Annotated in this window: 36 protein-coding genes; 33 read left to right on the top strand and 3 right to left on the bottom strand. The window is 66.7% G+C overall.

Annotated elements, in window-relative coordinates; translation table 11 throughout:
• Positions 1-209 precede the first annotated feature (209 nt).
• The 28 genes from DEJ46_RS15745 to rplO all read left to right on the top strand — a co-directional run bounded on the left by DEJ46_RS15745 (position 210) and on the right by rplO (position 17,299).
• Complete coding sequence (locus DEJ46_RS15745) at positions 210-659, top strand: helix-turn-helix domain-containing protein (protein ID WP_150267027.1); 450 nt, start codon at positions 210-212, stop codon at positions 657-659.
• A 389-nt stretch (positions 660-1,048) separates the two neighbouring features.
• On the top strand, positions 1,049-1,420 hold the full coding sequence (gene rpsL, locus DEJ46_RS15740; RefSeq protein WP_003948652.1) for a 30S ribosomal protein S12: 372 nt from the start codon (positions 1,049-1,051) through the stop codon (positions 1,418-1,420).
• A 2-nt stretch (positions 1,421-1,422) separates the two neighbouring features.
• Positions 1,423-1,893, top strand: a complete 471-nt coding sequence (rpsG, locus tag DEJ46_RS15735) for a 30S ribosomal protein S7 (RefSeq protein WP_055641845.1) — start codon at positions 1,423-1,425, stop codon at positions 1,891-1,893.
• A gap of 39 nt (positions 1,894-1,932) precedes the next feature.
• Positions 1,933-4,059 (top strand): elongation factor G, encoded by a 2,127-nt coding sequence (gene fusA / locus DEJ46_RS15730; protein WP_150267025.1) that lies wholly within the window; start codon positions 1,933-1,935, stop codon positions 4,057-4,059.
• A gap of 150 nt (positions 4,060-4,209) precedes the next feature.
• Positions 4,210-5,403: an elongation factor Tu gene (tuf, locus tag DEJ46_RS15725; RefSeq protein WP_026058274.1), complete on the top strand. Its 1,194-nt coding sequence runs from the start codon at positions 4,210-4,212 to the stop codon at positions 5,401-5,403.
• 186 nt (positions 5,404-5,589) lie between these two features.
• A complete protein-coding gene (locus tag DEJ46_RS15720; RefSeq protein ID WP_150267023.1) occupies positions 5,590-5,952 on the top strand; it encodes a YciI family protein in 363 nt (120 codons plus the stop codon).
• Positions 5,949-7,187, top strand: coding sequence for an RNA polymerase sigma factor (locus DEJ46_RS15715; RefSeq protein ID WP_150267021.1), 1,239 nt, complete (start codon positions 5,949-5,951; stop codon positions 7,185-7,187). The genes DEJ46_RS15720 and DEJ46_RS15715 overlap by 4 nt, the downstream gene beginning before the upstream one ends.
• Before the next feature lie 467 nt (positions 7,188-7,654).
• Positions 7,655-7,963 (top strand): 30S ribosomal protein S10, encoded by a 309-nt coding sequence (gene rpsJ, locus DEJ46_RS15710; protein WP_003948644.1) that lies wholly within the window; start codon positions 7,655-7,657, stop codon positions 7,961-7,963.
• 13 nt (positions 7,964-7,976) lie between these two features.
• The gene (gene rplC, locus DEJ46_RS15705) at positions 7,977-8,621 is read left to right on the top strand and encodes a 50S ribosomal protein L3 (RefSeq protein ID WP_024755405.1); all 645 of its coding nucleotides are present in this window, start codon (positions 7,977-7,979) and stop codon (positions 8,619-8,621) included.
• A 7-nt stretch (positions 8,622-8,628) separates the two neighbouring features.
• A complete protein-coding gene (gene rplD / locus DEJ46_RS15700) occupies positions 8,629-9,279 on the top strand; it encodes a 50S ribosomal protein L4 (RefSeq protein ID WP_150267020.1) in 651 nt (216 codons plus the stop codon).
• Complete coding sequence (gene rplW / locus DEJ46_RS15695) at positions 9,279-9,602, top strand: 50S ribosomal protein L23 (protein ID WP_141295699.1); 324 nt, start codon at positions 9,279-9,281, stop codon at positions 9,600-9,602. Before rplD ends, rplW begins: the two co-directional genes overlap by 1 nt.
• A gap of 40 nt (positions 9,603-9,642) precedes the next feature.
• The gene (rplB, locus tag DEJ46_RS15690; RefSeq protein WP_030318653.1) at positions 9,643-10,479 is read left to right on the top strand and encodes a 50S ribosomal protein L2; all 837 of its coding nucleotides are present in this window, start codon (positions 9,643-9,645) and stop codon (positions 10,477-10,479) included.
• Positions 10,480-10,491: 12 nt separating this feature from the next.
• Complete coding sequence (rpsS, locus tag DEJ46_RS15685) at positions 10,492-10,773, top strand: 30S ribosomal protein S19 (protein WP_015035577.1); 282 nt, start codon at positions 10,492-10,494, stop codon at positions 10,771-10,773.
• Between the two features lie 42 nt (positions 10,774-10,815).
• Positions 10,816-11,163, top strand: a complete 348-nt coding sequence (gene rplV, locus DEJ46_RS15680) for a 50S ribosomal protein L22 (protein ID WP_024755410.1) — start codon at positions 10,816-10,818, stop codon at positions 11,161-11,163.
• Entirely contained in the window at positions 11,163-12,002 is an 840-nt protein-coding gene (gene rpsC, locus DEJ46_RS15675; RefSeq protein ID WP_015035579.1) for a 30S ribosomal protein S3, read from the top strand. The genes rplV and rpsC overlap by 1 nt, the downstream gene beginning before the upstream one ends.
• A gap of 5 nt (positions 12,003-12,007) precedes the next feature.
• The gene (gene rplP, locus DEJ46_RS15670; RefSeq protein WP_015035580.1) at positions 12,008-12,427 is read left to right on the top strand and encodes a 50S ribosomal protein L16; all 420 of its coding nucleotides are present in this window, start codon (positions 12,008-12,010) and stop codon (positions 12,425-12,427) included.
• Positions 12,427-12,651, top strand: coding sequence for a 50S ribosomal protein L29 (gene rpmC / locus DEJ46_RS15665; protein ID WP_017239580.1), 225 nt, complete (start codon positions 12,427-12,429; stop codon positions 12,649-12,651). Before rplP ends, rpmC begins: the two co-directional genes overlap by 1 nt.
• Positions 12,651-12,932: a 30S ribosomal protein S17 gene (rpsQ, locus tag DEJ46_RS15660; protein ID WP_024755411.1), complete on the top strand. Its 282-nt coding sequence runs from the start codon at positions 12,651-12,653 to the stop codon at positions 12,930-12,932. Before rpmC ends, rpsQ begins: the two co-directional genes overlap by 1 nt.
• A 97-nt stretch (positions 12,933-13,029) precedes the next feature.
• On the top strand, positions 13,030-13,398 hold the full coding sequence (gene rplN / locus DEJ46_RS15655) for a 50S ribosomal protein L14 (protein WP_003956455.1): 369 nt from the start codon (positions 13,030-13,032) through the stop codon (positions 13,396-13,398).
• 2 nt (positions 13,399-13,400) lie between these two features.
• Positions 13,401-13,712 carry a 50S ribosomal protein L24 gene (gene rplX / locus DEJ46_RS15650; protein ID WP_015035583.1) on the top strand — a complete coding sequence of 104 codons (312 nt, stop codon included), beginning with the start codon at positions 13,401-13,403 and terminating at the stop codon, positions 13,710-13,712.
• The gene (gene rplE / locus DEJ46_RS15645; RefSeq protein ID WP_099054322.1) at positions 13,709-14,266 is read left to right on the top strand and encodes a 50S ribosomal protein L5; all 558 of its coding nucleotides are present in this window, start codon (positions 13,709-13,711) and stop codon (positions 14,264-14,266) included. The genes rplX and rplE overlap by 4 nt, the downstream gene beginning before the upstream one ends.
• Before the next feature lie 5 nt (positions 14,267-14,271).
• Positions 14,272-14,457 (top strand): type Z 30S ribosomal protein S14, encoded by a 186-nt coding sequence (locus DEJ46_RS15640; RefSeq protein ID WP_003948630.1) that lies wholly within the window; start codon positions 14,272-14,274, stop codon positions 14,455-14,457.
• Positions 14,458-14,665: 208 nt separating this feature from the next.
• The gene (gene rpsH / locus DEJ46_RS15630; protein ID WP_015035585.1) at positions 14,666-15,064 is read left to right on the top strand and encodes a 30S ribosomal protein S8; all 399 of its coding nucleotides are present in this window, start codon (positions 14,666-14,668) and stop codon (positions 15,062-15,064) included.
• Positions 15,065-15,085: 21 nt separating this feature from the next.
• The gene (rplF, locus tag DEJ46_RS15625; protein ID WP_055641839.1) at positions 15,086-15,625 is read left to right on the top strand and encodes a 50S ribosomal protein L6; all 540 of its coding nucleotides are present in this window, start codon (positions 15,086-15,088) and stop codon (positions 15,623-15,625) included.
• Between the two features lie 3 nt (positions 15,626-15,628).
• Positions 15,629-16,012 (top strand): 50S ribosomal protein L18, encoded by a 384-nt coding sequence (rplR, locus tag DEJ46_RS15620; RefSeq protein ID WP_056651228.1) that lies wholly within the window; start codon positions 15,629-15,631, stop codon positions 16,010-16,012.
• A gap of 45 nt (positions 16,013-16,057) precedes the next feature.
• The gene (gene rpsE / locus DEJ46_RS15615) at positions 16,058-16,660 is read left to right on the top strand and encodes a 30S ribosomal protein S5 (protein WP_015035588.1); all 603 of its coding nucleotides are present in this window, start codon (positions 16,058-16,060) and stop codon (positions 16,658-16,660) included.
• Positions 16,660-16,842: a 50S ribosomal protein L30 gene (gene rpmD / locus DEJ46_RS15610; protein WP_024755415.1), complete on the top strand. Its 183-nt coding sequence runs from the start codon at positions 16,660-16,662 to the stop codon at positions 16,840-16,842. Before rpsE ends, rpmD begins: the two co-directional genes overlap by 1 nt.
• 1 nt (position 16,843) lies before the next feature.
• Positions 16,844-17,299, top strand: a complete 456-nt coding sequence (gene rplO, locus DEJ46_RS15605) for a 50S ribosomal protein L15 (RefSeq protein WP_024755416.1) — start codon at positions 16,844-16,846, stop codon at positions 17,297-17,299.
• A gap of 80 nt (positions 17,300-17,379) precedes the next feature.
• On the opposite strand, the gene DEJ46_RS15600 is transcribed toward rplO, so the two are convergent.
• From DEJ46_RS15600 to DEJ46_RS15590, 3 genes are all read right to left on the bottom strand, one after another.
• Positions 17,380-18,015 (bottom strand): LuxR C-terminal-related transcriptional regulator, encoded by a 636-nt coding sequence (locus DEJ46_RS15600; RefSeq protein ID WP_150267018.1) that lies wholly within the window; start codon positions 18,013-18,015, stop codon positions 17,380-17,382.
• 130 nt (positions 18,016-18,145) lie between these two features.
• Positions 18,146-18,811: a hypothetical protein gene (locus tag DEJ46_RS15595; protein WP_150267016.1), complete on the bottom strand. Its 666-nt coding sequence runs from the start codon at positions 18,809-18,811 to the stop codon at positions 18,146-18,148.
• 1 nt (position 18,812) lies between these two features.
• Positions 18,813-19,274, bottom strand: coding sequence for a hypothetical protein (locus tag DEJ46_RS15590; RefSeq protein ID WP_150267015.1), 462 nt, complete (start codon positions 19,272-19,274; stop codon positions 18,813-18,815).
• Between the two features lie 353 nt (positions 19,275-19,627).
• On the opposite strand from DEJ46_RS15590, the gene secY reads away from it, so the two are divergent.
• From secY to rpmJ, 5 genes are all read left to right on the top strand, one after another.
• Entirely contained in the window at positions 19,628-20,947 is a 1,320-nt protein-coding gene (gene secY / locus DEJ46_RS15585) for a preprotein translocase subunit SecY (RefSeq protein ID WP_150267013.1), read from the top strand.
• On the top strand, positions 20,947-21,594 hold the full coding sequence (locus tag DEJ46_RS15580) for an adenylate kinase (RefSeq protein WP_150267012.1): 648 nt from the start codon (positions 20,947-20,949) through the stop codon (positions 21,592-21,594). Before secY ends, DEJ46_RS15580 begins: the two co-directional genes overlap by 1 nt.
• Before the next feature lie 95 nt (positions 21,595-21,689).
• A complete protein-coding gene (gene map / locus DEJ46_RS15575) occupies positions 21,690-22,541 on the top strand; it encodes a type I methionyl aminopeptidase (protein WP_150267009.1) in 852 nt (283 codons plus the stop codon).
• Between the two features lie 324 nt (positions 22,542-22,865).
• Complete coding sequence (infA, locus tag DEJ46_RS15570) at positions 22,866-23,087, top strand: translation initiation factor IF-1 (protein WP_003956442.1); 222 nt, start codon at positions 22,866-22,868, stop codon at positions 23,085-23,087.
• 63 nt (positions 23,088-23,150) lie between these two features.
• Positions 23,151-23,264: a 50S ribosomal protein L36 gene (gene rpmJ, locus DEJ46_RS15565; protein WP_003956441.1), complete on the top strand. Its 114-nt coding sequence runs from the start codon at positions 23,151-23,153 to the stop codon at positions 23,262-23,264.
• Positions 23,265-23,428 lie beyond the last annotated feature (164 nt).

Genomic DNA, 23,428 nt, shown 5'->3' with positions numbered 1-23,428 from the left:
CGGTGGGGCTTCTGGGGCTCAGGGGGCCGGCGAGTGCGGCGGAGAGCAGCCTGACACGTTGCGTGCGAGCGCGCAACAAACTTGTGGTGACGCCCTGACCGGGTCTTCATCGATTCGACACTATTGCGTGCCCGAAAGCACGTAATTCCGTGCGCGCAAGCACGCTAAAGTGTGGGATCCGGAGGGTGGGGAGTAAGGGAGCGGTACACATGACCAGTCAAGGGCTCGACGAATTCGCGGGCTGGGTCGAAGGCCTGATGAGAGCGCGCGGATACGACATCGACAGTCCCCGCGGCGGCGGGAAGTCCCGGATCGCCGACGAGGCCGGGGTGCACCGCGCCGCCGTGACCCGCCTGCTCCAGCGGCAGAGCATGCCCGACCTGGAGACCATGCGCCGGATCGCCCCGCTCCTCGGGGTCTCCGTGCGGGACATGCTGATCCGGTCCGGCCGGGTCACCCCCGAGGAGCTGCCGCTGGCGGACGACCTCCTGCCGCCCGACGACTGGCAGCCGACCATGGAGGACTTCGCCCGCTGGCTCGGCGTGCCCGACGAGCGCCTGGGTGTCTTCGTCAAGGTCGTGAACCAGTTCCTGGAGCCCGACGAGGAGGGCCTGGAGGACGTCGCCGCCGTCGAGGCGCGGCGCACCGCGCGCGACTGACCGCCGCCGGCGCGGCGGTACGGGGCGGCCCACCGCGCCCCCGCCGCGCCCCGGTCGGTCCCCCGCGGCGCCCGGGCCGTGCCGCGGTCGGGCCCGGCCGCGCCCCGGTCGGGCTCCCGCTGCGGCTCCGCCGCGCCCGGCTCCGCGCGCGTGGCCATTTGTTTTGACCGGAGTCCGTGCGATAGGTACGCTCAAGCCTTGTGCCTGGGGTGTGCCTGGGCTCGCGTGCGTGTCTTCCGCCGCACAGCGAGTCCGTGAAACGGCCACCGTGATCCGCGCCGCCTTTTCCGCCTACGGCGGAGGTCCGCGAGATTCGACACACCCGACCGCGTGGGTCGGCGCGTGTTCCAGGTTAGTTTCACCGACGGCACACAGAAACCGGAGAAGTAGTGCCTACGATCCAGCAGCTGGTCCGTAAGGGCCGGCAGGACAAGGTCGAGAAGAACAAGACGCCCGCACTCGAGGGTTCCCCTCAGCGTCGCGGCGTCTGCACGCGTGTGTTCACGACCACCCCGAAGAAGCCGAACTCGGCCCTCCGTAAGGTCGCGCGTGTGCGTCTGACCTCGGGCATCGAGGTCACGGCCTACATCCCGGGTGAGGGTCACAACCTGCAGGAGCACTCCATCGTGCTCGTGCGTGGTGGCCGTGTGAAGGACCTGCCGGGTGTTCGTTACAAGATCATCCGCGGTTCCCTCGACACGCAGGGCGTCAAGAACCGTAAGCAGGCTCGCAGCCGCTACGGCGCCAAGAAGGAGAAGTAAGAATGCCTCGTAAGGGCCCCGCCCCGAAGCGCCCGGTCATCATCGACCCGGTCTACAGCTCTCCTCTTGTCACCTCGCTGATCAACAAGATCCTGCTGGACGGCAAGCGTTCCACCGCCGAGCGCATCGTGTACGGCGCCATGGAGGGTCTTCGTGAGAAGACCGGCCAGGACCCGGTCATCACGCTGAAGCGCGCTCTCGAGAACGTCAAGCCGTCCCTCGAGGTCAAGTCCCGTCGTGTCGGTGGCGCCACCTACCAGGTGCCGATCGAGGTCAAGCCGGGCCGCGCGTCCACGCTGGCCCTCCGCTGGCTCGTCGGTTACTCCCGCGCCCGTCGCGAGAAGACCATGACCGAGCGCCTCCTGAACGAGCTCCTCGACGCCTCCAACGGCCTCGGTGCTTCGGTCAAGAAGCGTGAGGACACGCACAAGATGGCCGAGTCCAACAAGGCCTTCGCGCACTACCGCTGGTAGTCGCAACCCACATCGAGACCGAGAGAAGACTGAGCCGATATGGCTACCACTTCGCTTGACCTTGCCAAGGTGCGCAACATCGGCATCATGGCTCACATCGACGCGGGCAAGACGACCACCACCGAGCGGATCCTGTTCTACACCGGCGTCTCGTACAAGATCGGTGAAGTCCACGACGGCGCTGCCACGATGGACTGGATGGAGCAGGAGCAGGAGCGCGGCATCACGATCACGTCCGCCGCGACGACCTGCCACTGGCCGCTCGAGAATGTCGATCACACGATCAACATCATCGACACGCCGGGTCACGTCGACTTCACCGTCGAGGTGGAGCGTTCGCTGCGCGTGCTCGACGGTGCTGTCACCGTGTTCGACGGCGTGGCCGGCGTCGAGCCCCAGTCCGAGACCGTTTGGCGTCAGGCGGACCGCTACGGCGTTCCGCGTATCTGCTTCGTCAACAAGCTCGACCGTACCGGTGCCGACTTCCTGCGCTGCGTCGACATGATCGTGGAGCGCCTCGGCGCGACCCCGATCGTCATGCAGCTGCCGATCGGCGCCGAGATGGACTTCCAGGGCGTCATCGACCTGGTCCGCATGAAGGCGCTTGTCTGGTCCGCCGAGGCCAGCAAGGGTGAGATGTACGACGTCGTCGACATCCCGGCGGACAAGCTCGAGCTTGCCGACGAGTACCGCGCCAAGATGGTCGAGACCATCGCGGAGAACGACGAGGAGCTCATGGAGCTCTTCCTCGAGGGCACCGAGCCCACCGAGGAGCAGCTCTACGCCGCCGTCCGTCGCATCACCATTGCCTCCGGCAAGGGTGGCGACACCACGGTGACCCCCGTCTTCTGTGGCACCGCGTTCAAGAACAAGGGCGTCCAGCCCCTGCTCGACGCGGTCGTGCGCTACCTCCCCTCGCCCCTGGACGTCGAGGCCATCGAGGGCCACGACGTCAAGGACGCCGAGGTCGTCGTGAAGCGCAAGCCGTCCGACGACGAGCCGCTGTCGGCCCTCGCGTTCAAGATCGCGAGCGACCCGCACCTCGGCAAGCTCACCTTCGTCCGGATCTACTCCGGTCGCCTGGAGGCCGGCACCGCGGTGCTGAACTCCGTCAAGGGCAAGAAGGAGCGCATCGGCAAGATCTACCGCATGCACGCGAACAAGCGTGAGGAGATCGACTCGGTGGGCGCCGGCGACATCGTCGCCGTCATGGGCCTGAAGCAGACCACCACCGGTGAGACGCTGTGCGACGAGAAGAACCCGGTCATCCTGGAGTCCATGGACTTCCCGGCCCCGGTTATTCAGGTCGCCATCGAGCCCAAGTCCAAGGGTGACCAGGAGAAGCTGGGTGTCGCCATCCAGCGTCTCGCGGAGGAGGACCCCTCCTTCCAGGTGCACTCGGACGAGGAGACCGGCCAGACCATCATCGGTGGTATGGGCGAGCTTCACCTCGACATCCTCGTCGACCGTATGCGTCGCGAGTTCAAGGTCGAGGCGAACGTCGGCAAGCCGCAGGTCGCGTACCGCGAGACGATCCGCAAGGCCGTCGAGCGCGTGGACTACACCCACAAGAAGCAGACCGGTGGTACCGGTCAGTTCGCCAAGGTGCAGATCGCGATCGAGCCCATCGAGGGCGGCGACGCCTCGTACGAGTTCGTGAACAAGGTCACCGGTGGCCGCATCCCGAAGGAGTACATCCCTTCGGTCGACGCGGGTGCGCAGGAGGCCATGCAGTTCGGCATCCTGGCCGGCTACGAGATGACTGGCGTCCGCGTCATCCTTCTCGACGGTGGCTACCACGAGGTCGACTCCTCCGAGCTCGCGTTCAAGATCGCCGGTTCGCAGGCCTTCAAGGAGGCCGCGCGTAAGGCTTCTCCCGTCATCCTTGAGCCGATGATGGCCGTTGAGGTCACCACGCCCGAGGACTACATGGGTGAGGTCATCGGCGACATCAACTCCCGCCGTGGCCAGATCCAGGCCATGGAGGAGCGTCACGGTGCTCGCATCGTGAAGGGCCTCGTGCCCCTCTCGGAGATGTTCGGCTACGTCGGAGACCTCCGCAGCAAGACCTCGGGTCGCGCAAGCTACTCGATGCAGTTCGACTCCTACGCCGAGGTTCCGCGGAACGTCGCCGAGGAGATCATCGCGAAGGCCAAGGGCGAGTAACTCTCCCGAGTTCACGCTTTAGGCTTGACACCAGTCACCGGGGTTCGACCCCGAGACCCGAGGAATCGGGCCCCGGTGGATGGCATCCCAGCAAAGATCACCTGGCGCCGATGAAGCAAGGCGTACAGAACCACTCCGCAGGAGGATTCAGTGGCGAAGGCAAAGTTCGAGCGGACTAAGCCGCACGTCAACATCGGCACCATCGGTCACATTGACCACGGTAAGACGACCCTCACGGCCGCCATTACCAAGGTGCTGCACGACGCGTACCCGGACCTGAACGAGGCCTCGGCCTTCGACCAGATCGACAAGGCTCCTGAGGAGCGCCAGCGCGGTATCACCATCTCGATCGCGCACGTCGAGTACCAGACGGAGTCGCGTCACTACGCGCACGTCGACTGCCCCGGTCACGCTGACTACATCAAGAACATGATCACGGGTGCCGCGCAGATGGACGGCGCCATCCTCGTGGTCGCCGCCACCGACGGCCCGATGCCGCAGACCAAGGAGCACGTGCTCCTGGCCCGCCAGGTCGGCGTTCCGTACATCGTCGTCGCCCTGAACAAGGCCGACATGGTGGACGACGAGGAGATCCTGGAGCTCGTCGAGCTCGAGGTCCGTGAGCTCCTCTCCGAGTACGAGTTCCCGGGCGACGACCTTCCGGTCGTCCGTGTCTCGGCGCTCAAGGCCCTCGAGGGCGACAAGGAGTGGGGCGAGAAGCTCCTCGGCCTCATGCACGCGGTGGACGAGTCCATCCCGCAGCCCGAGCGTGACGTCGACAAGCCGTTCCTGATGCCGATCGAGGACGTCTTCACGATCACCGGTCGTGGCACCGTCGTCACCGGTCGTATCGAGCGCGGTATCCTCAAGGTCAACGAGACCGTCGACATCATCGGTATCAAGACCGAGAAGACCACCACCACGGTCACCGGTATCGAGATGTTCCGCAAGCTCCTCGACGAGGGCCAGGCCGGTGAGAACGTCGGTCTGCTCCTCCGTGGTATCAAGCGCGAGGACGTCGAGCGCGGCCAGGTCATCATCAAGCCGGGCTCGGTTACGCCGCACACCAACTTCGAGGCGCAGGCGTACATCCTGTCGAAGGACGAGGGTGGCCGTCACACCCCGTTCTTCAACAACTACCGCCCGCAGTTCTACTTCCGCACCACGGACGTGACCGGCGTCGTGACCCTCCCCGAGGGCACCGAGATGGTCATGCCGGGCGACAACACCGCCATGAGCGTTGAGCTGATCCAGCCCATCGCCATGGAGGAGGGCCTCAAGTTCGCCATCCGTGAGGGTGGCCGGACCGTCGGCGCCGGCCAGGTCGTCAAGATCACTGCCTGATCTCTGATCTGACCTGGTAGCTCGAGTAGCTGCAGCAGAAGGCCCCGCACCTTTCGGTGCGGGGCCTTCTCGCGTATCCGCTCCAGGAAATACATAGGGTCGGAGATGTCGAGGCCGCGCGGGCGGCTCCGACCCCTGGGTGACAGCACGCCACAGGGGCGCGCGGGGACGGGGAGGACACCCGAGATGAAGTACGTCGCGATGATCTACGGCAACCAGGCCAAGTGGGAGTCCTTCCCGGCCGAGGCCTGGCCCGAGGCGATCGCCAGGCAGGAGGCCTTCAACCGGAAGTACCGGGAGACCGGCGAGCTGCTCGGCGCGTACGGACTCGCCGACGCGGCCGCCGCCCGGCTCGTCCGCCGCGAGGACGGCGCCCCCGCCGTCACCGACGGGCCGTACCTGGAGACCAAGGAGTACCTGGCCAGCTTCTACCTGCTCGACTGCGACAGCCCGGAGCGCGCCCAGCAGATCGCCGCCGACATGCCCTTCGCGGACGTCGACCCCGTCGAGCTCTGGCCGGTCCTGCACGAGTCCGCGGCGGACCTGTGACCGCAGCCCAGGAGATCGAGGACCTGCTGCGTGAGTGCACGCCGCAGGTCCTCGGCCTGCTCGTCCGACGGCACGGCAACTTCGACGCCTGCGAGGACGCCCTCCAGGAGGCGCTGATCGCCGCCGCGCGGCAGTGGCCGCAGGACGGCGTCCCCGACAACGCCCGTGCGTGGCTGCTCACCGTCGCGACCCGCAAGTACATCGACCAGCTGCGCGCCGATGTCGCACGCCGGCGCCGCGAGGACGCCCTGGCGTTCGCCACGCCCGACTCCGAGCTCGTCGCCCAGGCCGCCGACGCCCCCGGCACGGGCGGGGACGACTCCCTGTCCCTGCTCTTCCTCTGCTGCCATCCGGACCTGTCGCCGCCCAGCCGGATCGCGCTCACCCTGCGGGCCGTCGGCGGCCTCACCACCGCGCAGATCGCCGCCGCCTTCCTCGTGCCCGAGCCGACCATGGCGCAGCGCATCAGCCGGGCCAAGCAGACGATCAAGGCCGCCGGGGGAGGGCTCGCACAGCCCGAGGGGGAGGCCCGGGCGGCCCGGCTCGCCGAGGTGCGGCACGTCCTCTACCTGACCTTCAACGAGGGCTACACGGCCAGCGGCGGCGACGAGCTCACCGCGCCGGCGCTCTCCACGGAGGCGATCCGGCTCACCCGGCTCCTGCACCGGCTCGTCCCCGAGGACACCGAGACGGCGGGCCTGCTCGCGCTCATGCTGCTCACCGACGCCCGCCGCCCGGCCCGCACGGGCCCGCACGGCGAGCTGGTGCCGCTCGCCGAGCAGGACAGGGGCCGCTGGGACGGCCGGCTGATCGGGGAGGGCATCGAGCTGATCAGCCGCACGCTGCCGAAGGGGCAGGTCGGCCCGTACCAGCTCCAGGCGGCGATCGCGGCCGTCCACGACGAGGCGGAGTCCGCCGCGGCCACGGACTGGCCGCAGATCCTCGCCCTGTACGAGCTCCTGGAGCGGACCGGGGACAACCCGGTGATCACGCTCAACCGTGCCGTCGCGGTCGCGATGGTCCACGGCCCGGAGGCGGGCCTGGAGCTGCTCGCCGGCCTGGCGGAGGACAAGCGCCTCGCCCACCACCACCGGCTCCTCGCGACCCGCGCGCACCTGCTCGAACTCCTCGGCGACGAGGAGAGCGCGGCGGCGGCCTATCGCGAGGCGGCCCGGCACACGACGAGCGCTCCCGAGCGCCGCCATCTGACGGAGCGGGCACGCCGGTTGGGGTGAAGGGCGCCGAGAGCAGGCGCGCGGGAAGACGCGTGCGCCCCGGCGCTTGTCCGTACGTGACGTGGGGTACAGTCTTCGACCCCGATTGGCGGCCGGAAGGTCCCGTATGGCAGACTGTCGGGGTTGCTCGGTTGAGTGCCGATGCTGCGCGCCTCCCGTCGGGAGGACCGGAAGCGAGTCCCACAGTACTCGTCGCTTCACACCTCTCTGCTGAGAGGCGTCGGGCGGACGTACGGGAATCTTCTGGGAAGCGTCAGCGGGGTGCCGACCAGGCTCCCGGTGGGTGTTCCACCCCCGACTCGCGGTCATGGTGACCGCACCCCCTTGGTTGGGAAATCCTCAGGGATTTCTGCGTAGAGGGAGTGCGACACGCCCGACCGCGTGGGTCGGAGGTAGGACGGAGCTTCTCAGGAAGCACAGTCGACCGGGATGCCAGAGCGTTACGAGACAAAGGACTACTAGTAGCCATGGCGGGACAGAAGATCCGCATCCGGCTCAAGGCCTACGACCACGAGGTCATCGACTCCTCGGCGAAGAAGATCGTCGAGACGGTGACCCGCACTGGTGCGTCGGTCGCAGGCCCGGTGCCGCTGCCCACTGAGAAGAACGTGTACTGCGTCATCAAGTCGCCGCACAAGTACAAGGACTCGCGCGAGCACTTCGAGATGCGCACGCACAAGCGCCTCATCGACATCCTCGACCCCACGCCGAAGACGGTTGACTCGCTGATGCGTCTCGACCTGCCGGCGGGCGTCGACATCGAGATCAAGCTCTGAGGTGACGCGCGAGATGGCTAAGAACATCAAGGGCATCCTGGGCGAGAAGCTCGGCATGACGCAGGTCTGGGACGAGAACAACCGGGTCGTCCCGGTGACCGTCGTCAAGGCCGGCCCGAATGTCGTGACCCAGGTCCGTACGAACGACGTCGACGGCTACGAGTCGGTCCAGATCGCCTTCGGCGAGATCGACCCTCGCAAGGTGAACAAGCCCCTCAAGGGTCACTTCGCCAAGGCTGACGTCACCCCGCGCCGCCACCTGGTGGAGCTCCGCACCGCTGACGCCTCCGAGTACACGCTCGGCCAGGAGATCACCGCCGAGCTCTTCGAGGCCGGCGTCAAGGTCGACGTCACCGGCAAGAGCAAGGGCAAGGGCTTCGCCGGTGTCATGAAGCGCCACAACTTCCGTGGTGGCAAGGCGTCGCACGGTGCCCACCGCGTGCACCGCAAGCCCGGCTCCATCGGTGGCTGCGCCACTCCGGGTCGTGTCTTCAAGGGCATGAAGATGGCCGGTCGCATGGGCAACGAGCGTGTGACCACCCAGAACCTGACCGTCCACGCCGTTGACGCCGAGAAGGGTCTGCTGCTCATCAAGGGCGCCGTCCCCGGCCCCAACGGTGGCCTCGTCCTGGTCCGCACCGCGGCCAAGGGGGTTTGAGGAACCGATGAGCACCATTGACATCCTTTCGCCGGCAGGCGACAAGGCCGGGACCGTCGAGCTCCCCGCGGAGATCTTCGGCGCCAAGGTCAGCGTTCCGCTGATCCACCAGGTCGTCGTCGCGCAGCTGGCCGCGGCCCGTCAGGGCACGCACAAGACCAAGAGCCGTGGCGAAGTCCGCGGTGGTGGCAAGAAGCCTTACCGCCAGAAGGGCACCGGCCGCGCCCGTCAGGGTTCGACCCGCGCCCCGCAGTTCGCCGGTGGTGGCGTCGTGCACGGTCCCGTGCCGCGTGACTACTCGCAGCGGACCCCGAAGAAGATGAAGGTCGCCGCCCTCCGCGGTGCCCTCTCGGACCGGGCCACCCACTCCCGCATCCACGTCGTCACCGGCGTGGTCGAGGGTGGCATCTCCACCAAGGCCGCCAAGACGCTGTTCGGCAAGATCTCGGAGCGCAAGAACCTGCTCCTGGTCGCCGAGCGCTCCGACGAGGCCGCGTGGCTGTCCGCTCGTAACCTGCCCCAGGTGCACATCCTGGAGCCGGGCCAGCTCAACACGTACGACGTGATCGTCTCCGACGACGTGGTCTTCACCCAGGCCGCCCTCGAGTCCTTCGTGTCTGGCCCCCAGACCGCTGAGACCGAAGGGAGCGACGCCTGATGACTGACGCCGTCGTCACCAGCAAGACCTTCTCGGACCCGCGCGACATTCTCGTCAAGCCGGTTGTCTCGGAGAAGAGCTACGCCCTGCTGGACGAGAACAAGTACACGTTCATCGTCGCGCCTGGCTCCAACAAGACCCAGATCAAGCAGGCCGTCGAGGCGGTCTTCTCGGTCAAGGTCACCGGGGTCAACACGATCAACCGCCAGGGCAAGCGCAAGCGCACCAAGGCCGGTTTCGGTAAGCGCAAGGACACCAAGCGCGCCATCGTGACCCTTGCCGAGGGCAACCGTATCGACATCTTCGGCGGTCCGACCGCCTAAGGGCGGTCTGGATCGTCCGGAATCGGACGAGGACTGAGAAATGGGAATCCGCAAGTACAAGCCGACTACGCCGGGCCGTCGTGGCTCTTCCGTAGCCGACTTCGTCGAGATCACGCGGTCCACGCCGGAGAAGTCGCTGGTCCGCCCCCTGCACAGCAAGGGCGGCCGTAACAACACCGGTCGGATCACGGTTCGACACCAGGGTGGCGGCCACAAGCGCGCCTACCGGGTGATCGACTTCCGTCGTCACGACAAGGACGGCGTGCCGGCGAAGGTCGCTCACATCGAGTACGACCCCAACCGCACCGCGCGCATCGCGCTGCTCCACTACGTGGACGGCGAGAAGCGCTACATCATCGCCCCCAAGGGTCTGACGCAGGGTGACCGCGTCGAGAACGGCCCCGGCGCGGACATCAAGCCCGGCAACAACCTGGCTCTCCGCAACATCCCGGTCGGTACCACGATCCACGCGATCGAGCTCCGTCCCGGTGGCGGCGCCAAGTTCGCGCGCTCCGCTGGCGCCTCCGTGCAGCTGCTGGCGAAGGAGGGCACGATGGCCCACCTTCGTATGCCGTCCGGTGAGATCCGTCTCGTCGACGCCCGCTGCCGCGCCACCATCGGCGAGGTCGGCAACGCCGAGCAGTCGAACATCAACTGGGGCAAGGCCGGCCGTAAGCGCTGGCTGGGCGTTCGCCCGACCGTTCGCGGTGTGGCGATGAACCCGGTCGACCACCCGCACGGTGGTGGTGAGGGCAAGACCTCCGGTGGTCGCCACCCGGTCTCCCCGTGGGGTCAGAAGGAGGGTCGTACTCGCTCGCCGAAGAAGGCTTCGAGCAAGTACATCGTCCGCCGCCGCAAGACGAACAAGAAGCGCTAGGAGCGGGTTTAGATGCCGCGCAGTCTCAAGAAGGGACCCTTCGTCGACGGCCACCTCGTCAAGAAGGTGGACGCCCAGAACGAAGCCGGTACCAAGAACGTCATCAAGACCTGGTCCCGTCGCTCGATGATCATCCCGGCCATGCTCGGCCACACGATCGCGGTGCACAACGGCAAGACCCACATTCCGGTGTTTGTCACCGAGTCGATGGTCGGCCACAAGCTCGGCGAGTTCTCGCCGACGCGCACCTTCCGGGGTCACGTGAAGGACGACCGGAAGTCGAAGCGCCGCTAGTAGCGGGGTGGAATGACCATGACAGACACTGGAAGGACAACCATGGAAGCCAGGGCCCAGGCGCGGTACATCCGCGTCACGCCCATGAAGGCCCGCCGAGTGGTGGACCTTATCCGTGGCATGGACGCCACGGAGGCTCAGGCGGTCCTGCGTTTCGCCCCGCAGGCCGCGAGCGTGCCGGTTGGCAAGGTGCTGGACAGCGCCATTGCCAACGCTGCACACAACTACGACCACACTGACGCCTCTTCGCTGGTCATCAGCGAGGCGTACGTCGATGAGGGCCCGACCCTGAAGCGGTTCCGTCCGCGTGCTCAGGGCCGTGCATTCCGGATCCGTAAGCGGACCAGCCACATCACCGTGGTCGTCAGCAGCAAGGAAGGAACCCGGTAATGGGCCAGAAGGTTAACCCGCATGGGTTCCGGCTCGGCATCACCACGGACTTCAAGTCCCGCTGGTACGCCGACAAGCTGTACAAGGACTACGTCAAGGAAGACGTCGCCATCCGTCGGATGATGACGTCCGGCATGGAGCGCGCCGGCATCTCGAAGGTTGAGATCGAGCGCACCCGTGACCGCGTGCGGGTGGACATCCACACCGCGCGTCCCGGCATCGTCATCGGCCGCCGTGGCGCCGAGGCCGACCGCATCCGCGGTGACCTCGAGAAGCTCACGGGCAAGCAGGTCCAGCTGAACATCCTCGAGGTCAAGAACCCCGAGATGGACGCTCAGCTGGTTGCTCAGGCCGTTGCCGAGCAGCTCTCCTCCCGCGTCTCCTTCCGTCGCGCCATGCGTAAGAGCATGCAGGGCACGATGAAGGCCGGCGCCAAGGGCATCAAGATCCAGTGTGGCGGTCGTCTCGGCGGCGCCGAGATGTCCCGCTCGGAGTTCTACCGCGAGGGTCGTGTGCCGCTGCACACGCTCCGCGCGAACGTGGACTACGGCTTCTTCGAGGCCAAGACGACCTTCGGTCGCATTGGCGTCAAGGTCTGGATCTACAAGGGCGACGTCAAGAACATCGCCGAGGTCCGCGCCGAGAACGCTGCGGCCCGTGCGGGTAACCGCCCGGCCCGTGGTGCCGGCGCTGGCGACCGCCCGGCCGGCCGTGGTGGCCGTGGTGGCGAGCGTGGCGGCCGCGGCCGCAAGCCGCAGCAGTCGGCTCCGGCCGCCGAGGCCCCCAAGGCCGAGGCTGCCGCCGCTGCTCCGGCTGAGAGCACCGGAACGGAGGCCTGACCGAAATGCTGATCCCCCGTAGGGTCAAGCACCGCAAGCAGCACCACCCCAAGCGCTCGGGTATGAGCAAGGGTGGTACGCAGGTTGCGTTCGGCGAGTACGGCATTCAGGCCCTCACGCCGGCGTACGTGACGAACCGCCAGATCGAGGCTGCTCGTATCGCGATGACCCGCCACATCAAGCGTGGCGGCAAGGTCTGGATCAACATCTACCCGGACCGTCCCCTGACGAAGAAGCCCGCCGAGACCCGCATGGGTTCCGGTAAGGGTTCTCCGGAGTGGTGGATCGCGAACGTCAAGCCGGGTCGGGTGATGTTCGAACTGTCCTACCCGAACGAGAAGATCGCGCGCGAGGCCCTGACCCGTGCGGCCCACAAGCTGCCGATGAAGTGCAAGATCGTTAAGCGCGAAGCAGGTGAGCTGTGATGTCGGCCGGTACCAAGGCGTCCGAGCTGCGCGAGCTGGGCAACGAGGAGCTTCTCAACAAGCTCCGCGAGGCCAAGGAAGAGCTGTTCAACCTCCGCTTCCAGGCGGCGACGGGCCAGCTCGAGAACCACGGCCGGCTCAAGTCCGTCCGTAAGGACATCGCCCGGATCTACACCCTGATGCGTGAGCGTGAGCTGGGCATCGAGACGGTGGAGAACGCCTGATGAGCGAGAGCAACGTGACTGAGAAGACCGAGCGCAACGCTCGCAAGGTCCGCGAGGGCCTGGTCGTCAGCGACAAGATGGACAAGACCGTCGTCGTCGCTGTCGAGGACCGCGTCAAGCACGCGCTGTACGGCAAGGTCATCCGCCGTACGAACAAGCTCAAGGCTCACGACGAGCAGAACGCTGCCGGCATCGGCGACCGCGTCCTCCTGATGGAGACCCGGAAGCTGTCGTCGACGAAGCACTGGCGCGTCGTCGAGATCCTCGAGAAGGCCAAGTAATTCTTGAAGGGGTAACCCTTCGAGTTCGTTCCGCCAGGCTCGGCCGGGGCTTCCTAGAAGCCCCGGCCGGGAACCGGCAGACAATCAGGAGATAGACGTGATCCAGCAGGAGTCGCGACTGCGTGTCGCCGACAACACTGGTGCCAAGGAGATCCTTTGCATCCGTGTTCTCGGTGGCTCGGGTCGCCGCTACGCGGGCATCGGTGACGTCATCGTCGCCACCGTCAAGGACGCGATCCCCGGTGGCAACGTGAAGAAGGGTGACGTCGTCAAGGCGGTCATCGTTCGCACCGTCAAGGAGCGCCGCCGCCAGGACGGCTCGTACATCCGCTTTGACGAGAACGCCGCTGTCATTCTCAAGAACGACGGCGACCCTCGTGGCACCCGTATCTTCGGCCCGGTCGGCCGTGAGCTGCGCGAGAAGAAGTTCATGAAGATCATCTCGCTCGCGCCGGAGGTGCTGTAAGCATGAAGATCAAGAAGGGCGACCTGGTCCAGGTCATCACCGGTAAGGACAAGGGCAAGCAGGGCAAGGTCATCACGGCCTTCCCCCGCGAGAACCGCGTCCTCGTCGAGGGTGTCAACCGGGTCAAGAAGCACACCAAGGCCGGCCCGTCGCAGGCCGGTGGCATCGTCACGACCGAGGCTCCGGTCCACGTCTCCAACGTCCAGCTGGTCGTGGAGAAGGACGGCAAGAAGGTCGTCACGCGTGTCGGTTACCGCTTCGACGACGAGGGCAACAAGATCCGCGTTGCCAAGCGGACGGGTGAGGACATCTGATGGCTACCACCACTCCGCGTCTCAAGACGAAGTACCGCGAGGAGATCGCGGGCAAGCTGCGTGAGGAGTTCTCGTACGAGAACGTCATGCAGGTTCCCGGCCTCGTGAAGATCGTGGTCAACATGGGTGTCGGCGACGCCGCCCGTGACTCGAAGCTGATCGACGGTGCGATCCGCGACCTGACCACGATCACCGGTCAGAAGCCGGCCGTCACCAAGGCTCGCAAGTCCATCGCGCAGTTCAAGCTGCGTGAGGGCCAGCCGATCGGTGCGCACGTCACCCTCCGTGGCGACCGCATGTGGGAGTTCCTGGACCGCACCCTGTCGCTCGCGCTTCCGCGCATCCGCGACTTCCGTGGTCTGTCCCCCAAGCAGTTCGACGGGCGTGGCAACTACACCTTCGGTCTCACGGAGCAGGTCATGTTCCACGAGATCGACCAGGACAAGATCGACCGTGTCCGGGGTATGGACATCACCGTGGTGACCACGGCGACCAACGACGCTGAGGGCCGTGCCCTTCTCCGTCACCTCGGCTTCCCGTTCAAGGAGGCGTAAGCGAGATGGCGAAGAAGGCTCTCATCGCGAAGGCTGCCCGCAAGCCCAAGTTCGGCGTGCGCGGCTACACGCGCTGCCAGCGCTGTGGTCGTCCCCACTCCGTGTACCGCAAGTTCGGCCTGTGCCGCGTGTGCCTCCGTGAGATGGCTCACCGTGGCGAGCTGCCGGGCGTGACCAAGAGCTCCTGGTAATCCCCTAGTTGGGATGACCGGAGTCTCTCGGTAAGCACTGGGTTGGCGGACGCCTGCCCCCTCATGGCTTAGGCTTGTGGGGTTGGGCGTCCGCCGCCCGTACGACTTACTACGCCGTAGGTCCCCGCGCCGCACCCGTCCCGCCCCTGTGTGGGGAGAGGGATGGCGCATACAGGAAACCCCGGCGAGAGAGGCCGAAGGCCAATTCATGACCATGACTGATCCGATCGCGGACATGCTGACTCGTCTGCGTAACGCGAACTCGGCATACCACGACTCCGTGACGATGCCGCACAGCAAGATCAAGTCTCACATCGCGGAAATCCTCCAGCAGGAGGGCTTCATCACGGGCTGGAAGGTCGAGGACGCCGAGGTCGGCAAGAACCTCGTCCTCGAGCTCAAGTTCGGTCCGAACCGTGAGCGCTCCATCGCGGGCATCAAGCGGATCTCGAAGCCCGGTCTCCGGGTTTACGCGAAGTCCACCAACCTGCCGAAGGTCCTCGGCGGCCTGGGCGTGGCGATCATCTCCACGTCCCACGGTCTCCTGACCGGCCAGCAGGCAGGCAAGAAGGGCGTAGGTGGGGAAGTCCTCGCCTACGTCTGGTAGTCGGGAAAGGAAGGAAAGCTCATGTCGCGTATTGGCAAGCTGCCTATCCCGGTTCCCGCCGGCGTGGACGTCACCATCGATGGCCGCACGGTCACGGTGAAGGGTTCCAAGGGCACCCTGAGCCACACCGTCGCCGCTCCGATCGAGATCGTTAAGGGCGAGGATGGCGTGCTCAACGTCAACCGTCCGAACGACGAGCGTCAGAACAAGGCCCTCCACGGCCTGTCCCGCACGCTGGTGGCCAACATGATCACCGGTGTGACCCAGGGTTACGTGAAGGCGCTCGAGATCAGCGGTGTCGGTTACCGCGTCGCCGCGAAGGGCTCCAACCTGGAGTTCCAGCTCGGCTACAGCCACCCGATCCTGGTCGAGGCGCCCGAGGGCATCTCGTTCAAGGTCGAGTCGCCGACCAAGTTCTCGGTCGAGGGCATCGACAAGCAGAAGGTCGGCGAGGTCGCCGCCAACATCCGCAAGCTTCGCAAGCCCGACCCCTACAAGGCCAAGGGCGTGAAGTATGCGGGTGAGGTCATCCGCCGCAAGGTCGGAAAGGCTGGTAAGTAAGCCATGGCATACGGTGTGAAGATCGCCAAGGGTGACGCCTACAAGGGTGCCGCCAAGAAGCGCCGCCACATCCGCATCCGCAAGAACGTGTCGGGTACGGCGGAGCGTCCGCGCCTCGTCGTGACGCGTTCCAACCGCGGTATCACCGCTCAGGTCATCGACGACCTCAAGGGCCACACCCTTGCGTCTGCGTCGACCCTGGACGCGTCGATCCGCGGCGGCGAGGGTGACAAGTCCGCGCAGGCCAAGCAGGTCGGTTCCCTGGTCGCCGAGCGCGCCAAGGCCGCCGGTGTCGAGGCTGTCGTGTTCGACCGTGGTGGCAACAGGTACGCCGGGCGCATTGCCGCTCTGGCTGACGCCGCCCGCGAAGCCGGGCTGAAGTTCTAAGCCCCGGTTCCGGGACTAACGGACGTAACAGAGAGAGGTAATCCAATGGCTGGACCCCAGCGCCGCGGAAGCGGTGCCGGTGGCGGCGAGCGGCGGGACCGGAAGGGCCGCGACGGTGGCGCTGCCGCCGAGAAGACCGCGTACGTTGAGCGCGTTGTCGCGATCAACCGCGTCGCCAAGGTTGTCAAGGGTGGTCGTCGCTTCAGCTTCACCGCGCTCGTCGTGGTGGGTGACGGTGACGGCACCGTAGGTGTCGGTTACGGCAAGGCCAAGGAAGTTCCCGCGGCCATCGCCAAGGGCGTCGAGGAAGCCAAGAAGAACTTCTTCAAGGTTCCCCGCATCCAGGGCACCATCCCGCACCCGATCCAGGGCGAGAAGGCGGCCGGCGTTGTCCTGCTGAAGCCTGCTTCCCCCGGTACCGGTGTTATCGCCGGTGGCCCGGTGCGCGCGGTGCTCGAGTGCGCCGGCGTTCACGACATCCTGTCGAAGTCGCTCGGCTCCGACAACGCGATCAACATCGTGCACGCGACCGTGGAGGCCCTCAAGGGCCTGCAGCGTCCCGAGGAGATCGCGGCTCGCCGTGGTCTGCCCCTCGAGGACGTCGCTCCCGCGGCTCTGCTCCGTGCGCGTGCTGGGGCGGGTGCGTAATGGCTCGCCTCAAGGTCACGCAGACGAAGTCGTACATCGGCAGCAAGCAGAACCACCGCGACACCCTGCGCTCGCTTGGCCTCAAGAAGGTCAACGACGTGGTTGTCAAGGAGGACCGCCCCGAGTTCCGCGGCATGGTGCACACCGTCCGCCACCTCGTGACGGTCGAGGAGGTTGAGTAAAATGGCGGAGAACAGCCCGCTGAAGGCCCACAACCTCCGTCCCGCCCCCGGCGCCAAGACTGCCAAGACCCGTGTTGGTCGTGGTGAGGCGTCGAAGGGTAAGACGGCCGGTCGTGGTACCAAGGGTACGAAGGCCCGTTACCAGGTTCCGCAGCGCTTCGAGGGTGGGCAGATGCCCCTCCACATGCGTCTGCCGAAGCTCAAGGGCTTCAAGAACCCGTTCCGCACCGAGTTCCAGGTCGTGAACCTGGACAAGCTCGGCGCTCTCTACCCCGAGGGTGGAGAGGTCACGGTGGCCGACCTGGTCGCCAAGGGCGCGGTTCGCAAGAACAGCCTCGTCAAGGTGCTCGGCACCGGCGAGATCACCGTGGCGCTGCAGGTTTCGGTTGACGCCGTCTCCGGCTCCGCCAAGGAGAAGATCGCCGCCGCTGGTGGCACCGTCACCGAGCTCGTCTGAGTCCGGTAGACAGTACTGAAGAAGCCCGGCCGGTTCCCTCTCGGGGGAGCCGGCCGGGCTTCTTCGTGTGCGGCGGAGGATCAGGCCGCGGCCGAGGTGAGGCCGCGGGCCTTGAGGCAGGCCTGGAGCCGGCTCTCGACCTCCAGCTTGGCCAGCACGTGCGTCACGTACATCTTCACCGTGGCCTCCTTGATCCCCAGGGAACTCGCGATGCGGTGATTGCTCATCCCGTCGGAGAGCAGATCCAGCACCTGTTGCTCCCGGGGAGTCAGCTGCGGGAACCGCATGCGGAATTCGGTCAGTTCCTCCGTCATGTCGCGGGGGAAGTACGTGAAGCCCGCGAGCGCCGCGGACAACGCGCGGTTGAAGTCCTCGGGCGTCGCCGTGTCGGGCAGGAACCCGTGGAGACCCGCCGAGACGCTGGACGGGGTGATCCGGGTCCGCGCCGGATGGCCGACGGAGATGAAACGGACCACGTGATCCCCTGCCCTGGGCCCGAGGACGGTGGTCAGGTCGTCCTCAGGCGAGTCGGCCGTGCTGAGCAGGACGAGATCCGGGGCGGCGCGGTCGACCGCCTCGGCCAGGCCGTCGAAGGTACAGGTGCTGATCGTCTTCACGTACGAGAATCGCTGGACGATCTGGATGAGGCCGAGCGTGCGGGTCGGGCTGTCATCGGCGACAAGGACATGGGCATGTGCATGGCGTTGCGTGCTCATTTCCCCCACTTCGCGATCGCGGCAGGGGGCGGCGCTGCGTTCCCCCGCCGTCGCCCCCCTGGGTGATCACGACTGTAGCCACGCCGATTGCACATGCACAGCGACTTTGAGCAGTACCTGATGTTCCGGTTCAGCGCGCCCCGGTGGAAGGGCGACAGTTCTGCCAGCCCGGCTTCCAGTCGGGGAAGGTGGGGTGCTCACTCGTCCGGGTACCGCTGATCGTGGAGCCGATCGAGCCGTCCGGTCCCTTGATCTCGACGATGCGGTGGGGATACGTGCCGCCGAGGTCGGTGTAGGTCATGAGCATCATGCCCGTCGGCGTCTCCCACCGGCTCGCGCCGCCGGCGATCTTCTTCGCCTCGCGGGGCACCTCGCGCGGTCCGAAGTACCCCGTCAGGATCACGTCCAGGCTGTCCGGCTTCGGTGCGGGGGTGGCCTCGTCCCCGGTCGTACACGACTCCCGGTTCCGCAAGGTGATGGACTCGGGGCGGTCGGCACTCCAGAGGCGCTCCTCGGTCAGCCGCCCTTCGAAAGTGATCACGAAGCGGAGTCTGCTCACCGCGTCGCCCCGGTGCTCGGCATACATCTCCACCCTGCGGTGCGTCGTCACGGACTGGTCGGCGTCCATCGGGGCCGCCTCCGTGAACTCGATCCGGGTGACGGCCGCCCCGGCCTCCGCACCGGCCCGGCCGTCGTCAGCTGCGTTCCCTCCCGCGTCGGGGGCGCCGACGGTGGCGGCCACGATCGTGGCCGCCACCGCGGCACAGCCCGCGAGGGCCATCCGTACGTGCTTCACGTCAGCAGGTGAACCGGCGTTCCGAGCTGGTGGCCCAGCCGACCCGGGCCGGGCTGCCACCGCGGACGGAGCCCTTCGTGCGGTACGTGAACGTGCCCTTGCCCTGGCACTTCCACTGGAGGTAGCTCATGCCGCGGTTGCCGACCCACTCCGTGCCGGCGATGCGGTTCCAGCCGTCCCAGCGGTGGTACTGGAGCAGCGCGGTGTTGTACCAGCCGCTGCAGTTGTTCACGGTCCTGTACTTGCCGCGGGCGTGGTCGCTCACGCCTGTGGGTGAGACGTTCTCCTTCCACGGTGTGTACACCGCCAGGTAGCAGCCGGCGGCCGCGGCCTGCGGTGCGGCGGCCACCGTCGTGGCGACCGCGGGAGCGGGGCTGGGCGCGGCGGGCCGGGCGGCGGCGGTGCCGGCGCCCATCAGGAGAGCGGCGCCCACGGCGGTCGCGACGGTGAGTGAGGTCTTCACAGGTGTTCCCCCAGAAGTGGGATCGACGGGTATCGGGCCGGTCCGGCAGGTCGGTCCGGAACGGCTGGATCAGTCTTCTGGGGGCGGGGCGCGGTGTCAGGACGGCTCTTGGTCGGAGCGGGGGGCAGACCAAAGTCGACCGCCCGGCACGGGGAGGGCGGCTCCCGCCGGGATACCTCCCAAAAGGGGCATCCCCGGTTGGTCGTTCCTAGGGGGGCATGGTCGCCGGTAAGGTGGCGTGCACTGTCTAGACTCCGTGCGGTATGCCCGCACGGGCTCGATGACCGATACCCAATCGTCGAACCTCAAGACCGTCACCCTTGACGCATAGCGCGGGGGTCGCAGGAGGCACCGTGCTCACCGCGTTCGCCCGGGCGTTCAAGACGCCCGACCTGCGCAAGAAACTGCTCTTCACGCTCGCCATCATCGTGCTGTACCGCCTCGGCGCGCACATCCCGGTGCCCGGCGTCAAATACGAGGCTGTTCAGCAGTGTGTCAAGCAGGCCAGCGAGGGCAACAACAGCCTGTTCGGCCTGGTCAACATGTTCAGTGGCGGGGCGCTGCTGCAGATCACCATCTTCGCGCTCGGCATCATGCCGTACATCACGGCGAGCATCATCCTGCAGCTGCTGACCGTCGTGATCCCGCGTCTGGAGGCCCTCAAGAAGGAGGGTCAGTCCGGCACCGCCAAGATCACGCAGTACACGCGGTACCTGACGATCGCCCTCGCCGTCCTCCAGGGCACGGGTCTCGTGGCCACGGCCAAGAGCGGCGCGCTCTTCAGTGGCTGTGCCGTCGCCGACCAGGTCGTGCCCGACCAGTCGATCTTCACGATCGCCACGATGGTCATCACGATGACCGCGGGTACCGCCGTCGTCATGTGGCTCGGTGAGATCATCACCGACCGCGGCATCGGCAACGGCATGTCGATCCTGATGTTCATCTCGATCGCCGCCGGCTTCCCGGCCGCCCTGTGGAAGATCAAGGTCGAGGGCGAGTTGGCCGGCGGCTGGATCGAGTTCGGCACGGTGATCCTCGTCGGCTTCGCGATGGTGGCCCTCGTGGTCTTCGTCGAGCAGGCCCAGCGGCGCATCCCGGTGCAGTACGCGAAGCGCATGATCGGCCGGCGCTCCTACGGCGGTACGTCCACTTACATCCCGTTGAAGGTGAACCAGGCAGGTGTGATTCCTGTCATCTTCGCGTCGTCGCTGCTCTACATCCCGGCCTTGATCGCGCAGTTCTCGAACTCCACCGCGGGGTGGAAGACCTGGATCGAAGCCCACTTCGTCAAGGGTGACCACCCCTACTACATCGCTACGTACTTCCTCCTGATCGTGTTCTTCGCCTTCTTCTACGTGGCGATCTCGTTCAACCCCGAGGAAGTTGCCGACAACATGAAGAAGTATGGTGGCTTCATCCCGGGTATCCGGGCTGGTCGACCTACTGCCGAGTATCTGAGCTACGTGCTCAACCGGATCACTTGGCCGGGCTCGCTGTACTTGGGTCTGATCGCTCTTGTGCCGACGATGGCGTTGGCAGGCTTCGGTGGCGCCAATGCCAACTTCCCCTTCGGTGGGACGAGCATCCTCATCATCGTGGGTGTGGGGCTGGAGACCGTGAAGCAGATCGAGAGCCAGCTCCAGCAGCGCAATTACGAAGGGTTCCTCCGCTGATGCGAATCGTCCTCGTCGGACCGCCCGGGGCCGGCAAGGGTACGCAGGCCGCGTACCTTGCCAAGAACCTGGGTATCCCGCACATCTCCACGGGTGACCTGTTCCGTGCCAACATCTCGCAGGGCACGGAGCTGGGTGTGGAGGCGCAGTCGTACATGAAGGCCGGCCAGCTCGTGCCGGACTCCGTGACGATCGGGATGGCCAAGGACCGCATGGAGCAGCCGGACGCCGTCAACGGCTTCCTGCTCGACGGATTCCCGCGCAACGTGGCCCAGGCCGAGGCTCTCGACGAGATCCTCAAGGCGGGGCACGTCCAGCTGGACGCGGTCCTGGACCTGGAGGTCCCCGAGGACGAGGTCGTGAAGCGGATCGCGGGTCGCCGCATCTGCCGCAACGACTCCTCTCACGTGTTCCACGTGACGTACAACGCACCGGAGACCGCGGGCGTCTGCGACGCCTGTGGTGGTGAGCTCTACCAGCGCGACGACGACTCCGAGGAGACCGTCCGCCGGCGCCTGGAGGTCTACCACACGGAGACCGAGCCGATCATCGACTACTACCGGGCGCAGAACCTGGTCGAGACGATCTCGGCGCTCGGCAAGGTGGACGAGGTCACCGCGAAGGCGATGGCCGCGCTCAAGAAGTAACCCCGGTTCGTTCGATACGGCCGCGGTGCCCCTCGGGGGCGCCGCGGCCGTATCGTTGTTCTGTTCCCCGTACTCGAAGAAAGGCCGCGGCCACGATGGTGCAGATCAAGACCCCCGAGCAGATCGCGAAGATGCGCGAGGCGGGGCTGGTCGTCGCCGCCATCCACGCGGCGACCCGTGAGGCGGCCGTGCCGGGCGCCACGACCCGGGACCTCGACGAGGTCTCGCGGAAGGTCATCGCCGAGCACGGCGCGAAGTCGAACTTCCTCGGGTACGGCGGCTTCCCCGCGACGATCTGCACCTCGGTGAACGAGGTCGTCGTCCACGGCATCCCCGACGACAAGACCGTCCTGAAGGACGGCGACATCATCTCCATCGACGCGGGCGCGATCGTGGACGGCTGGCACGGTGACGCGGCCTACACGGCGTTCGTGGGCACCGGGCACGCGCCCGAGCTCGTCGAGCTCTCCCGGGTGACGGAGGAGTCGATGTGGGCCGGTATCGCGGCGATGAAGCTGGGCAACCGGCTCGTCGACATCTCGAAGGCCATCGAGACGTACATCAAGCGCCAGCCCCGCCCCTCGGTCGGCGAGCACAGCCTCGGGCGGTACGGGATCGTCGAGGACTACGGCGGCCACGGCATCGGCACCGAGATGCACATGGACCCGCACCTGCTGAACTACGTCTCCCGCAAGCGCGGCAAGGGCCCGAAGCTGGTCCCCGGCCTCTGCCTGGCGATCGAGCCGATGGTCTCCCTGGGCACCCCGCACACCGAGGTCCTCAAGGACGACTGGACGGTCGTCACGACGGACGGCACCTGGTCCTCGCACTGGGAGCACTCGATCGCCCTCACCGAGGAGGGCCCGCTGGTCCTGACGGCGGTCGACGGCGGCAAGGCGAAGCTGGCGGAGCTGGGTGTGACGGCGGCGCCGGACCCGCTGGCGTAGTCGGACCTCCGCCCATCGGCGGACGGAGTCCGGCGCAGCGGGCCGAAGCTTGTGAGGCGCCCTTGGCGCCGAGCCCGCGAGGGCTGCGTCGGGGGTGGGCCGGCGGTAGGGCGAAGCCGGCGGAGCTGGGTGTGACGGCGGCGCCGGACCCGCTGGCGTAGAGCCGGCGTCAACGTTCGAGTAATGATCTTCTACTGTGGGCAAACTTCCCGGATTCGTCTTTTCCAGGGGCCTGACGTAGACTGATGCGTCGGCTCTCGTGTACCCGTGTGTCCGCATGCGGCGGCGAGAGTCGATCAAGGTAGCCGATTCGAAAGGCGAAGCGTGGCCAAGAAGCAAGGTGCCATCGAAATCGAGGGCACCGTGATCGAGTCCCTCCCGAACGCCATGTTCAAGGTGGAGCTCCAGAACGGTCACAAGGTCCTCGCGCACATCTCCGGCAAGATGCGGATGCACTACATCCGAATCCTCCCGGACGACCGGGTCGTCGTGGAGCTCTCTCCGTACGACCTGACGCGTGGCCGGATCGTCTACCGGTACAAGTAGATCTTGCCCGCACCCCGCCTCCGCGCGCGGGTGGTGGCACTGACCCGGAGAACCTCACATCCCATGAAGGTCAAGCCGAGCGTCAAGAAGATCTGCGACAAGTGCAAGGTGATCCGCCGTCACGGCCGGGTCATGGTCATCTGCGACAACCTGCGCCACAAGCAGCGCCAGGGCTGACGCACGCCGACCGACCTGCATTTCGCAGTTCTTCGCGCGACGCATAGCAATACGTACATACGCAGAGCCCGTCGGGCCGTGTTCCACGGTTGACGGCACCTCCGGCGGGGGCCGGGGACCCGGACGTACCACTCTTCGAGCAATCGGAGGGTCGGCGGTCGGGA

The sequence above is a fragment of the Streptomyces venezuelae genome (genome assembly GCF_008642375.1).
In the GTDB taxonomy this organism is placed as follows: domain Bacteria; phylum Actinomycetota; class Actinomycetes; order Streptomycetales; family Streptomycetaceae; genus Streptomyces; species Streptomyces venezuelae_G.
Note: the sequence above shows the minus strand (reverse complement) of the source record. Positions and strands in the feature narration are given on the sequence as shown.